At 57.5% G+C, this 13,120-nt stretch carries 10 protein-coding genes; all 10 read right to left on the bottom strand.

Annotation, left to right across the window (positions count from 1 at the left end; genetic code table 11):
- Positions 1–26: 26 nt before the first annotated feature.
- The 10 genes from M1P90_RS20455 to M1P90_RS20410 all read right to left on the bottom strand — a co-directional run bounded on the left by M1P90_RS20455 (position 27) and on the right by M1P90_RS20410 (position 12,996).
- A complete protein-coding gene (locus tag M1P90_RS20455) occupies positions 27–890 on the bottom strand; it encodes an SDR family NAD(P)-dependent oxidoreductase (RefSeq protein ID WP_483697145.1) in 864 nt (287 codons plus the stop codon).
- A 23-nt stretch (positions 891–913) separates the two neighbouring features.
- The gene (locus M1P90_RS20450) at positions 914–2,227 is read right to left on the bottom strand and encodes a UDP-glucose dehydrogenase family protein (protein ID WP_483697144.1); all 1,314 of its coding nucleotides are present in this window, start codon (positions 2,225–2,227) and stop codon (positions 914–916) included.
- Positions 2,224–3,192 (bottom strand): NAD-dependent epimerase/dehydratase family protein, encoded by a 969-nt coding sequence (locus tag M1P90_RS20445; RefSeq protein WP_483697143.1) that lies wholly within the window; start codon positions 3,190–3,192, stop codon positions 2,224–2,226. Before M1P90_RS20445 ends, M1P90_RS20450 begins: the two co-directional genes overlap by 4 nt.
- On the bottom strand, positions 3,192–4,022 hold the full coding sequence (locus M1P90_RS20440; RefSeq protein ID WP_483697142.1) for a class I SAM-dependent methyltransferase: 831 nt from the start codon (positions 4,020–4,022) through the stop codon (positions 3,192–3,194). The genes M1P90_RS20445 and M1P90_RS20440 overlap by 1 nt, the downstream gene beginning before the upstream one ends.
- Positions 4,023–4,059: 37 nt before the next feature.
- Positions 4,060–4,926 (bottom strand): class I SAM-dependent methyltransferase, encoded by an 867-nt coding sequence (locus M1P90_RS20435; protein WP_483697141.1) that lies wholly within the window; start codon positions 4,924–4,926, stop codon positions 4,060–4,062.
- 16 nt (positions 4,927–4,942) lie between these two features.
- Positions 4,943–5,713 carry a dolichyl-phosphate beta-glucosyltransferase gene (locus tag M1P90_RS20430; protein WP_483697140.1) on the bottom strand — a complete coding sequence of 257 codons (771 nt, stop codon included), beginning with the start codon at positions 5,711–5,713 and terminating at the stop codon, positions 4,943–4,945.
- 165 nt (positions 5,714–5,878) lie between these two features.
- Positions 5,879–8,185 (bottom strand): hypothetical protein, encoded by a 2,307-nt coding sequence (locus M1P90_RS20425; protein ID WP_483697139.1) that lies wholly within the window; start codon positions 8,183–8,185, stop codon positions 5,879–5,881.
- 89 nt (positions 8,186–8,274) lie between these two features.
- Positions 8,275–9,228, bottom strand: coding sequence for a GDP-L-fucose synthase family protein (locus tag M1P90_RS20420; RefSeq protein WP_483697138.1), 954 nt, complete (start codon positions 9,226–9,228; stop codon positions 8,275–8,277).
- Between the two features lie 13 nt (positions 9,229–9,241).
- Complete coding sequence (locus M1P90_RS20415) at positions 9,242–10,588, bottom strand: glycosyltransferase family 2 protein (RefSeq protein WP_483697137.1); 1,347 nt, start codon at positions 10,586–10,588, stop codon at positions 9,242–9,244.
- A gap of 14 nt (positions 10,589–10,602) precedes the next feature.
- Positions 10,603–12,996, bottom strand: a complete 2,394-nt coding sequence (locus M1P90_RS20410) for a glycosyltransferase (RefSeq protein ID WP_483697136.1) — start codon at positions 12,994–12,996, stop codon at positions 10,603–10,605.
- Positions 12,997–13,120 lie beyond the last annotated feature (124 nt).

The raw sequence follows: 13,120 nt of genomic DNA, 5'->3' as shown, positions 1-13,120 counted from the left end.
TATTGGCAGGCTGGTGAAGAGATTTCTTACCATTGCTGTCCTCGATCTTCGGGCACGATCCGCCGGAGCGTGTAGATATCGGTAGCTTCTAGATGCTCACGCCGCTCGGGCAGCGTGGCCCAGTCATCCCACACCGCGCTGAGCAACCGGCCGGTGATACCGTCACTCGCTGCTGAAGCGAGGAAGGTGGCCAGCGCCGCGCCTTTTTCCAACGGCGCGCCGCCCTGGTCGCGCTGTTTGAGCGAACGGGCGTAGAAGTCGTCGCCGACGTGTTCGGGGCCGGCGGCCAGTACCTCGTCGAGCAGGCGCGTATTCAAGGCACCTGGCGCGATCGCGTTCACATCTACATGGGCATCGCGCAGTTCGTGCGCAAATGTTTCCGTAAGGCGTACCACTGCCGATTTCGAAGCTGCATACGCGCTGAAGCGTGGCAGCGGCGCAGTTGCCCCGCCGCCGGAAAGATTGATGATTTTGCCATAGCCGCGCGGGCGAAAATGCGGGATGACGGCGCGAGTCATAAGCACGGTGCCGAACAGGTTAATCTGCATGGCTTCAACCCACGCATCCCAGTCGATATTTTCAATATTGCCCATCGGTCCATACACGCCGGCGTTATTCACCAGAATTGTGATATCGCCGAGGAGCGTCTGGGCTTGCTGAATGATCTTAGCGCAGCTGGCCGCATCGGCGACATTGCCGGCGACCGCTTCAACACGCTGCCCTGGCTGGGTCGCCATGGGGGCCAGTTCGCGCTGCGCCGTATCGAGGGCTTGAGCTCCACGTGCTACCAGCAGCACACTCGCGCCAGCGCGTACAAAATGTTCGGCGATCGCGCGCCCCAGCCCCATGCTTGCGCCCGTAATAACCGCAGAACGACCAGTCAGCTCCATAAATGTTGCTCCGGAGTTGTTTGTTACTTTTGCATACTGTCGCCGGTCCCGAGCGCATCTGGTGTACCTACTGCCACGTAAGTTATGCGCGGGTCGCCGCCCACGGTCGCGGCTAAGAATCGGTTCTGATCGATGATTTGTGGCACGCGCATGGCACGCACAACATCATCGGCAGCGAGTGTGCGAAATATTGGCCATTCGGTTGCTACCACGGCAATATCGGCACCCTCCAGCGCCGCCTCAGCTGTGGCGCACAGCGTGATAACCGGCAGTAACTCATTTGGCAGGGCGGCCACGGCGGGATCGTGCGCGCGCACGTGCACGCCTTGCTGGTGCAGCCAGTTGCCCAGTTCGATTGCCGCAGAGCGCCGCAGCGTGCTGGTGCCGGGCTTGTAGGTCAGCCCAAGCAATGCTACCACTGGCTGGTTACGCCCGCGCAGCAAGCGCTGCATTGTGTCGCGCACCCAATCTTTGTGCGCGTCGTTGCTCGCCAGCACGCCCTCGAACAACGGTGTTGCCACATCGTAGCGCTCCCCGAACTCGACCAGAAAGCGCACATCGCGTGCCAGCGTGCCGCCAGCAAATGCCCCGCCAGGCGCAAGGTAAGCACGCGGGCCAATTCGTGCCTCGCTTTTCAGGCCGCGCTCGACCTCTTTGGCATCCGCGCCAACTCGCTCGCATAATCGCGCTAGCTCATTGATAAACGTGACAGAAGTGGCCAGAAAGGCGTTCAGTGCATGCTTGGTCATCTCGGCGGACTCAAGCGACATCCATTCGATGCGCTCGGTGAAGGGCGCAAACAGCGCGGCCATCGTCGGCTGGTCGGCTTTGTCGCGCAAACCCACTACCACACGCTCGGGATGCTGAAACACGTCGATCGCTTTGCCCAGCCGCAGATTTTCGGGCGAGTAGGCGTAGCGCAAGCCGCGCGCAGCCCAGTCCTGCGCCAGGGCACCGGTAAAGCCCACCGGCACCTGCGACGAGATCAGCACCAGTGTGCCTGGCGCAATTGCGTCAGCGATCGCCTCAAGCTCGCCGCGCACAAACGCCACATCGGCCTGGTCCTGATCGTTCACTGGTGTGTCAAACGCCACCCACAAGAGCTCTGCATCGCGCAGCGCATCGGCTGGGCTATCGGTGAACGACAGTTGGCCGCTCGCCAGGCCTGCACGTATCAATTCGGCTAGGCCTGGCTCGTGCAGCGGTGGATGTCCATTCCGCAATGCTGCGACTACCCCGGCGCTGCGATCCAGGCCGCGCACCTCGTGCCCAGCAGCCGTGAGGCAGGCTGCTGTGACGCAGCCAAGGTGCCATAGCCCATACACGACAATTTTCATAGTGCCTGGTCCGCCCGCTGCGCCAGCACCCACTGGTTGGCCTGAAGGTATTCCAGTGTTTTGATCACGCCTTCACGGATGCTGAGCTTGGGCTGCCAGCCCAGCGCGCGTACTTTGCTGGTGTCGAGGAAAATAAACGGGCTGTCGCCGATCCAGCCGCGCTCGCCGCCGGAATACTGGCGCTCGGGGGTGACACCCAGATACTCGCAGATCCAGCCGAGCGAGTCATCCACGGCGCAATATTCGTTTGTGCCGAGGTTATACATATTTATTGGGTCTTGCGCTCGCTCAATCACGGTGAGGATAGCATCAACGCAATCCTGCACATAGAGGTACGATTTACGCTGCTTGCCATTGCCTAACACCGTGATCCGGGTGGGGTCGGCGCTCAGCTTCCGATAGAAATCGAACACATGACCGTGCGTGTAGCGCTCACCCAGGATCGACACAAAGCGGAAAATATAGCCTTGAAAGCCGAAACCTGTACAATATGCCTGAATCAGCCCCTCGCCAGCCAGTTTGGATGCGCCATATAACGAGGTTTGCACCGGGAATGGCGCGTTTTCCGGGGTTGGGAAGACATCCGGCTCACCATAGATCGATCCGGTCGACGAAAAGCCGATTCGGCGCACGCCATTGGCGCGCATCGCCTCCAGCACATGAAACGTCGCGATCGTATTCTGCTCGAGATCCTTGCGCGGGTGCTCGGTGCCAAAGCGCACGTCGGCGTTGGCGGCCAGGTGAAACACAAAATCGTGGCCCGCAAGCGCTTCGGTGAGGCGCGGCAGGTCGAGCAAATCGCCATTGATGAATTGGAAGGTAGAATGCTGGTGGGCTTGCTCAAGAAATCGAGGCTGGCCGGTAGAGAGATTGTCGTAGGCAGTGACAGTATGAGATTCGGCCAGGAGACGATCCACAAGATTGCTGCCAATAAAACCGGCCGCGCCGGTAACAAAAACTTGCATTATTTGTGTGGATCCTGCGCCAGCGGTTTGTGCGCTAACACCACCGCTGAAACGCCAAACGGCAAACCGAAACGGTTTGCTATGCCTGATTCGATTCGCGAAACTGCGAGCAACGCCTGGTTCAGCCAGCCATTCTGGCCAGGCGCTGCATCTGATGCGAGTTGCGCCGTGCCATCGGCTGAACGAGGTGCGGTCAGAACGGCTGCCCACAAGAGCGGCAACAGCCAGGCGTCCATGTAGGTACGGTGCGATACTACAAGGCCGCTCTGTTGAATAAGATCAGCCAGCTGCGGAACGGTATATCGGCGATAGTGATGAAGTTCGACATCGCGCGCACTCCATAGAAATTGAAAGGCAGGCACGAGCACCAGAACCAGCCCACCTGGGGCACACACCCGAGCGATTTCCTGTAGAGCGGCACGGTCGTTGGCAACATGTTCTACAACATCCTGTGTGACAATGAAATCAAAAGTTCCTGCTCCAAACGGTAACGCTGTGGCGTCGGCCACTCCAACCGAGCGAATGCCGCGTCGCTGACAGTATGGTAAGGTCCCCGCAAACAGGTCAACCCCAACGGCGTTTACAGGGGCACGGCGCATTAGATAGCTCAGCAATCCACCTGTACCGCAGCCAACATCAAGCACATTATACTGCGGCTGTGGTCGCTGATACTGTTTCCATAGTTGGGCAAATGCTTCGTGGCGCGCCACATAGCGCCAGTATGTCTCAGCCAGAGAATCAACCAGTTCATAAATATGCTTTTCCATAGGCGGGTTATTGCTGCTGAACGCAAAATCGCCCGCACTTGTATGTATATTTAATTCAGACACTATCTATTCCTCAATCGTAACACTACAGCTCACACATTCACTGAGGTTTGCGCGCAACTGCTAGCAGATTTTCGCGTAGTGGCAGTTTAACGACCATATCGCCAAAGATGCGGTGGGTAAGAGCAAACACAGGCGATAGCTTCTGGAAAAGCCCGCCTAAGGTTGTGCTATGTGTCATTGCTGTCAAATTGTGATATCGATCAAGACACTTTACGCCCACAACGTCAAGCCCCGCTTTTTCAAGCAAGGTTGTGATGGTGGCGGGTGAGAAATAATAAAGATGCTCTTCGGGTTTAATCTGCAGCAAGCGACCCGCCCATCCCGCAATATCAGGCGTCGAAATAATTACAGCCCCGCCGGGCTTGAGGATATTCCGCACCACCCGCATCAAGGCCAGTGGGTCGCGCAAGTGCTCAATAACATCGCCCATGAGCACAATATCGAAGCTATTTGCAGTGTAGGTATTTTCATCTAGCGCGCCTGCCACAACATTCAGGTCGAGCTGTTCGCGGCAATAGCGCGCCGCATCGGCGTTAATCTCGACACCAAAGGTATTCCAGCCGCGCTCGCGGGCCAGCGCTAGGCACGTGCCGATGTTCGGCCCAATATCCAGCAGCTCGCCATACTGTGGCGAAAGTTGCCCTGCTAAATCAAGAATCGCGTTAAAGGTGCGCCGATCAGCTATCTCTACATCCTTGTAATATTGGATGCGCGAAGACTGACCACTGTTATAGTGCTGGAAGATATGCTCGGCATCGTGCCGAGGATTGACATACACTAGCCCGCAAGATGCGCACTGCACTACCTGCAACCCATCGCGCTCGGCAAACGGCTTTGCTTCTGCCGACTGGCATAGGTTGCAAGGCACTACTTCCATACCAGTATGTATTGATGATGTCATCATAGTTCCTTGGCGGTGTTTAGGCCGAAACCTCTTTTTCCTGGGCGGAGAATTCGGGCGCGAGCGCAGCTGATTCATATCGTGCAAAACGTATACGCAGGATATCCTTCATGTTGCGCCAGTTACCGGCCACAATATCCAGGCGACTGTCGCCATCATCGTGCCATCGCACGCCAACTTCCTTGATACGATATCCGCTACGTTTCGCCAGATACAGTATTTCGACATCAAACATATACCCATCAACGCGTTGGCGATTAAAAAGATCGCGTGCAATTGGGCCGCGGAAGAATTTAAAGCCACACTGTGTGTCGCGAATCGACCAGAGGCCAATGGTCAAATGCATCGCGATCGCGAACGCGCGTGAGCCTAGGCGGCGGTATAACGGCTGAGCCACCTCAATGCGCGATTCGGCCAGGCCACGCGACGCAATCACCACGTCGGACCCCTGATCAAACCAGGGCAACAGCTTGGCCAGTTCTTCAATTGGCGTCTTATAGTCAGCATCCACAAAGCCAATGAGTTGGCCGCGCGCAAGCGCCACGCCCTTGCGAATACCAAGGCCTTTGCCACCACGCTCTGCGCTGCCGATAACTTTCACCCGTGCGTCACGCGCCGCGCGTCTGGATACTAGCTCGCGCGTGCCGTCGTTGCCATCGGCAGAAACAATAATCTCATATTGATACGGCTGCTGGTTAAGGTATGCTTGGATGGCATCAAGAGTGCGATTAATGCTTTTGGCTTCATTGTATGCTGGAACGATTACGCTCAAGTATGGGAGAACTGCCATACATATTGCTCCTTAGTTACGCCTTTTTTTGATTGTTTGCGATAATATACCAGCATAATCTTTAACTCGGTTGGCTGACGCACGGATTGTACCATAAATAGGACTATAGGCCGACAAGCGCCGCACGTTTTTGGCTGAGACCACAAAGCCAGGTATGATCTTTTCTCATGGATCTAGCTTAAATTGCAAGCCACGGACGCTTAATAGCAATTGCCGTGTGTCACCGTTCGGTAGTTTTGCAACAGAGGGCTGATCCAATGAATGCAATGTAATCGTATTTATGCCAGCTATGACTGGCACTGTAATGCTTTGAAGTCCGCCTTTAAACACGACATCTGCTTGATGGCCTTGATCTGTTGTGAACCGCACATGCCGTGTTGTAAGATTTGGCGCACTAGGCCCTAGATTAAATGTAGCCGTCATGCGCAATTGCCCTTCTTTGGTCACAAGCATGACGATCTGAGTATCTTTCTGCCCAACCCAGAAAAAAGATTGACCATTAACAACCTGAATGCCATTCTCATTTTCGATTCGCAGAGGTATGATTTCCTTAGATTTGGCAGGTCTCCACAGTTGATAGGATTTGTTCGACCAAAGTACTATCTGGTTGGGCATCAGATCCATAGTAGCTGTGTGGCTTAGAATTATTAGATCTGAGGGGAGCGTGCTTGCGTCTACGATTGGCTTTGTTTCTGGATTGTCTGCCAGATCTATGCGATTAAGCATAGATTTGCTCAGCCAAATATTGTTGTGGCGCGCGAAATACGTCAACCAGACATCTAGCAACGGAGTATTCGACGGGTTATAGATGAACAGGTTAGTATCGTGAAGAGCTTCTAACCGCTCTTGTAGTTGCTGCATTTCGGGCGCAATAAAAACACTGCCATTGTAGCGCGCTTTCGGTTGGAGCGAAGTTGATTGTAGGGCCATTGATATTGTTCCAAAAGCACCCGCGATCAACACGCAAATAAGCATTAGTCTAGTCAGTAATCGAATATCAATCGCTTTTAACCTTTTGAAACTTAGTGTCTTCGAAAAAAGAAGATGCTTTGTAGATTTATGAGGAGTGTCGGCTTGATGCGGCTGACATACGAGCCCTATACCCAAAACAAGCAATGGGCTAATCGTGAGCAGGAGTTTGTAAAACTGATATGCGTGTGCGCTATCGCGTACGATCACTGCGGCTGGTAGCAGTGCTAATGCCAACAAACCGAATGCAAACGCTGTATCGCGCCATTTATCTGGATCACCCCATATTCGATGCCAAATAGCTAATCGACCAAAAGATATTCGAAATAAACCATAATATCCCAGCACAGTTGCGATTAACGCATATATCAGAAGTAAAGGCTGCGGTACGCTATGGCCCTCAACGAGGTCGCCAAGCCAGAGACGCATAAAACCCTCAATCGAAAGTGCCCATGGATAAAGCTGATTCTGGGGCAAAAGTGGTGCATCGATGCGCTCGAAAATTTTTAGCGCCGAACCTATAAACAGGGGGTTAACTATAAAGGGTGATAAAATAATCACCACGCAATAGGTAAGCTGCCGCATGAAAGATGGAGTGCGTAGCGCTGCAATCCCCAAAATAAGGATTGTTAAGCCAACAAGAATTATCCAGAATTCAGTATAAATGCTTGTTAGCGCCGCACTGATTAAGGAACAGACGATCAAACGTCGCCAAGTCAGTTCTTCACTCAAACTTATCAAGAGTGCAGGGAAGATCAACAGGATTGGAATTGCCAACGCTTGCGAGAAAAAGCTTTCTAAATGAACCATGGAGATCGCTGGGAGCAGTCCAGCAGCGCCCCCAGTCAGCACAGCAAAGGGTTTGGAAATTCTAAATCGACAAGCTAGAACGTAGATGGCAATTACTGTTAGTGCCGAACCCAGCAAAATTGTTGGCTCAAATAGCGTTTTTATATTTTGGAAGCTGCTTACTGCAAAAAAGCCATGTAACACCGACTGGCCAATACGATCGTCTTTTAGCGTGATCGCCGTTACTAAGTATGGTCGATTGCCAACCTCGGACATGCTCAAACTGAAGCGATTGCCAACTAGAAACTCCGCCAGCACCGTGTAGTTATACTGATCAAGCCATGCACGGCCAACATAATATTTCGCGCCTATGATAAAGAGCCCAATACCTTGCAGAAAATATACGGCCAACGCCATGCCAAACAGCGCACGTGGGATCGTTGCAATCGCGGCCAACAGCTGCCTGGCCCGATACATCCAAAACCATCCCGCCAGCCCAGTAATCCATATTAGTGGCGCCGTATATTGGAGCGGCAAGTCGAAATAGATTAAGTTCTGTAGCAGCAGGAGAATTGCCGCAATCCCTAGAAACGGTGTCTCAAGCCAGGCTTGTTCGCCTGACCAATTGCGCTTATTGAGAATCCAGCTAAGTGGTGTGCCAACTAAAAATACGCTTAACAGTATGACCGCAACGCACCAGATAGTTACAATCATCAGGAGACCGTCTTTATCCGTAATAGCTATACCGCTCAGCAGCGCTAATGAAAATGCTCTAGCGGAGGCATGGTCTAAAGCTATTAATTTCAGCCCTGCACGTTCATAGTTGCCTGCCGATACCACTCGATTGTGCGGCGCAGCCCTTCTTCGAACGAGGTGCGCGCGCGGAAGCCAAACAGCTCCTCGGCGCGACTCACGTCGAGCTGGCGGCGCGGCTGGCCGTTGGGCTTGCTGGTGTCCCACACAATATCGCCCTGGTAGCCCGTCAGGCGCGCAATCGTCTCCACCAGATCGCGGATCGAGATCTCCATGCCGCTGCCCAGGTTCACCGGCTCGTCGCCAGTGTAGCGCTCGGCGGCCAGCACAATGCCCTCGGCCGCGTCTTCGGCATACAGGAACTCGCGCGTGGGCGAGCCATCGCCCCAAACTTCGATCGCGGGTGCGTTTTGCGCAATCGCGTCGACGCACTTCTTGATCAGCGCAGGAATCACGTGCGACGAGCGCGGGTCGAAGTTGTCGCGCGGGCCGTACAGGTTCACTGGCAGCAGGTAGATCGACTCAAATCCATACTGCTGGCGGTACGATTGCCCCTGCACCAGCAGCATTTTCTTCGCCAGACCGTAAGGCGCATTCGTTTCTTCGGGGTAGCCATCCCACAGATTTTCTTCGCGGAAGGGGATGGGCGTGAACTTGGGGTAGGCGCAGATCGTGCCAAGCGCGACGAACTTGCTCACGCCGGCCTGACGGGCGGCTTCCATCAGCTGCACGCCCATCATCAGGTTGTCGTAGAAAAACTCGCCCGGCTTTTCGCGGTTGATGCCAATGCCGCCAACCGTGGCCGCCATATGAATGATCACATCCTGGCCCTCGGCCACGCGCTGGCACACCTCCCAGTGGCGCAGGTCGTCGGTGGCGCGGCGCGGGATGGTGATCATGTCGGGCTGCGCCCCGTGGCGGTGGAGCGCGTCGATGACATACGAGCCAAGAAAGCCCGAGCCGCCCGTGACGGTGACGCGCTTGTTATTCCAGAAATCGCTCATCGCGCAGTTCCTTTCAGTTGCCGTTGCGAACCGCCAGATCGTTCAATTTGAAAGCCAGCGGCCGGTAATCGTTGATGCCGAAGTAATTGTACGGCACAACAAAGGTATTGGAAACTATTTTAATTTCATGCTGGCCCGGCTCGGTCGGCGGCAGCGGAATGGCGATTTCGAAACTTTGCCCGCGCCCAAGCTCGTGCTTGCCCAGCGACGTGCCGTCAAGAAAAATCTCAACCGCAATAGATTTGGGCATGCGGAAGCCTTCGGTACCGCCAGCCAGGGTGATCTGGTTCTGCCCGGGCGCAATGTCGATGCTGGTGATATACGTCGGCCCAACCCAGCGATCAGCGTGCTGGGTGGTGAAATCGCGCCACGCCAGCGTGGCCGGGTGCAGCGGGTCGGGGCGAATCATGCGCCGCAGCCGCCGCAGGACGCCACGTTTTTGCAGCAATTGCCACAGGCGCGGCTTGACGTAGGGCATCACAACGATGTCGGTCACAATATCGGGCGCGAGCAGCGCGCCAGCCGCAAGGTAGGGAAATGTTTGCAGCCGCCGCGATTGCCGCCACGACTCGCGCCCTTTGCGCAGCCACTCAGCCGCGCGCCGCCGCCGATCGAGCTTGTGCAGCGCAAGCGAGGCGCGGATCTGCGCGCCCTGCGCGCTGTTCGCTGGCCCCCAGTAGCGGCGGCTGACTTCAATCGCCTGCTCCAGGCGCTGCGCGTCGGTCACCGAGCTTGTTTTCGATTGGGCTTGCAGGCGGTAGGTAGCGAAGACCTGATCGACCATATGGAAAGGATAGACCTTGCTGAAGCGGCAAAACAGGTCGTAGTCGAGCATCAGGCGCTCGCGTTCGTCGAGCGGGCCGCAGCGCTCCCACACCTCGCGCGCCCAGAAGACGGCCGGCTGCGGGATGCAATAGCCCTTCCAGATTTCGAGCACGCGCCGATGGCTTTCGAATGCGCTGGGATGCTCAACACCAATGAAGTTGCCGGCTTCGTCAACAAAGCGGCAGCGCCCCATCACGACATGCCGCCCGCGCGCCGGGTCGATCTCTTGCGCCACGCGGTGGAGCGCGCCCGGCAGAAAGGTATCGTCGGAGTTGAGAAAGCAGAAGATCGTGCCGGTGGCGGCGCGGAAGCCCTTGTTGATCGCGTCGGCCTGGCCGCTGTCGGGCTCGCGGATGACGCGCAGGTGCGGGTAGCGCGCCAGGATCTTGGGCGTGTCGTCGGTGGACATGCCGTCGACGACGATGTGCTCGAGGTTCGGGTATTCTTGCGCCAGCACGCTTTCAATCGTTTCGGCAATAAACGCGCCCTGGTTGTACGAGCTGGTGATCACCGATATGCGGGGAAATGTTTCCATAAATTTTTCTATGCTCACGCCTGGTGAATCTGCCGATGCACCCGATAGAATACACCAAGAGTCTCGATTGTGTGGCGGCGCCACGAGAAGCTGGCCGCCTGCGGCCGGCCGCGCGCGCGCAAGTCGGCGGCAAGGTCGGCGTTGCGCAGCAGTTCGGCCAGCGCCGCCGCGAAGGCTTCCGGGTCGTTCGGGTCGGCCTGCAACGCCGCGTCGCCCGCGATCTCGGGCAGGCTGGTGGTGTTGCTGCACACAACCGGGCAGCCGCTGGCCATCGCTTCCAGCACGGGCATGCCAAAGCCTTCAAAGAGCGATGGGAAGAGCAGGCCTGCAGCGCCGCGATACAGCACCGGAATGTCGCCGCGCGGCACATAGCCGAGAAAGCGCACCTGATCGCTCAGGCCGCTGTTGGCAATCTGTTCCTCAATCAGCGGCTGGGCTTCGCGCGCGCCGCCGGTGCACACCAGCGCTGGCCGCAGGCCGTAGCGGTCGCGCAAGATGCGCAGTGCTTCGATGGCGGTGCGGTGGTTCTTGTGGTGCCAGGTATGCGCCGGGAAGAACAGGTATTCGCCGGCCTGCAGACCATGCCGCTGGAGCACGGCCGCGTCGTTGGCGGGCTGCCCAGCCGCGAAGAAGATCGGATCGGCCGCGAGCGGGATGGCCGAAATGCGCTCGGGCGCCACGCCCAGCCGCTCGATCAATGTCTGGCGGGTGAATTCCGAGATCGCGCAGATATGCGCCGCGCGGCCAATTGCGTCGGCGTACAGGCGCTGGCGCTCTGCCACCGCAGCCGAGCCAAAAAACTCAGGGAAGAATTCGTGCTGAATATCGGGCACCATCAACACCTGGCGCAGCGGGTAGACATCCGGGTGAATATAGCCCGGGAACGAGTAGGCGATCTCGGCGTCGAGCGAGCGCGCAAACAGCAGGTTCGCCACCTCGGGCGATTTCCAGTAATCCAGGTGCAGGCGGCCATGCACTACGCGCAGCAGTTTGGCAAGCGCGCGGTCAGCATAGGCACGCGCCGAATCTTTGCTCACAACGCGTACATTCTGGTGGCCGCGCAGGTCGAAATCGTGCGCCACACGCGCCGGCAGAATCGCCGTGTAGTGGTTCTGGTAGTCGAGCGCCAGCAGCTCGCGCATGAACGAGCGCGCCAGGTTTTCAAGCCCGCCGGCCATGCCCGGGATCATCCAGCGCATGTCGAGCGCGACGCGCATCGGCTGCTCCTCGCGCTTTTTTTCCTCGACAGTGGTGGCAAGCGCCCCGTAATAGCCCTCAGCCACGCGCAGCGGGTCGTGCCGGTTGAGCACCACGGCGCGCCCGGCGAAGCGCAGCCGGTCGCGGTAGGTTGGGGAAGCGAGCGCCTGCGTCACCGTTTCCGCCAGTGCGGCGGGCGTGTCGGCAATCGCAAGGTTCACGCCATCGGTATAGGCCAGCCCTTCCGCGCCAATGCTGGTCGAAACGACGCACTTTTCCATGCACCAGGCTTCAAGGATCTTCTGGCGCGCGCCCGAGCCATAGCGCAGCGGCACTACCACCACGGCGGCGCTGGCCAGGAATGGGCGAATATCGGGCACGCCGCCGGTAACGTGCACGCCAGGCAAGGCGGCCAGCGCCTGAACGGCCGGGGTGGGGTGCCGCCCAACGATATAGAATTCCGCTGCGGGCGTGGCGGCGCGAATGGCGGGAAACACCTCGCGCGCAAAGAAGATTGCCGCGTCGGCGTTCGGCGGGTGGTTCATCAGGCCTGTGAACACAATCCGATTGGCCTGTTCCGCTGCAGGCTGCGGCTGAAAATAGTCTGCGTCAACCGGCAGCGGCACCACCGCGACGCGGCGCGGCTGGTAGTGCTCGCGCACCCAGGCGGCGTCCGGCTCGGATACGGTTGTCACAAGGTCGTAGCGCCGCGTGTAGGCGCGCTCAAAGCTGTAGTAGCGCCGCGCCTGGTAGGCCAGCCACTGGCGCTCCAGCCAGCGCGCGCTCGTTTCGGCCTGGCGCTGGTACACCAGTGCGCGAATATCGTGCATCACCAGCACGCTGGCTGCCTGCGCCGGCACATAGTCGATCATCTTCGCGGCGCTGCTCTCGATCACCGCAATTGCCTGCCAGGGGCGCAGCGCCAGCGCCTGCTGCAGCCCGGGCGCCATGTTGCGAAAGCAGCTATCGATGATGATTGTGTCGGCGGGTTGGCGCGCGCCGGCTTTCAGAATATCGACCACGGTGCGCAGCTGGGCGTGGGCGCGGCGCAGCAGCGAGGGCTGTGACATTATAGTCTGCGGCGCATCCAGGTTGGGGCTTTCCCACAGGTACAGCTCAACGCCTGCCTCGGCCAGCCCCTGCACCTTCTGAAGATCGGCGCGCAGATGCGCCATCGAAACAAGCCCAACATGCTCGGCAAGCTGGGCCATGTTCAGCGTTGTGAGGTATTCGACGCCGCCGCCGCCCGGAAAAATTGGCAGGTGCGTATTGAGAGACAGTATGCTTAGCCGTGTATCAGGCTGTGGCAAAGTGTCAGGGTGTTCTTCAAACGAT

It is taken from the genome of Kouleothrix sp. 19917 (genome assembly GCF_057073505.1).
The sequence above is the reverse complement of the archived record's forward strand: the minus strand, read 5'-3'. Positions and strand labels throughout refer to the sequence as shown.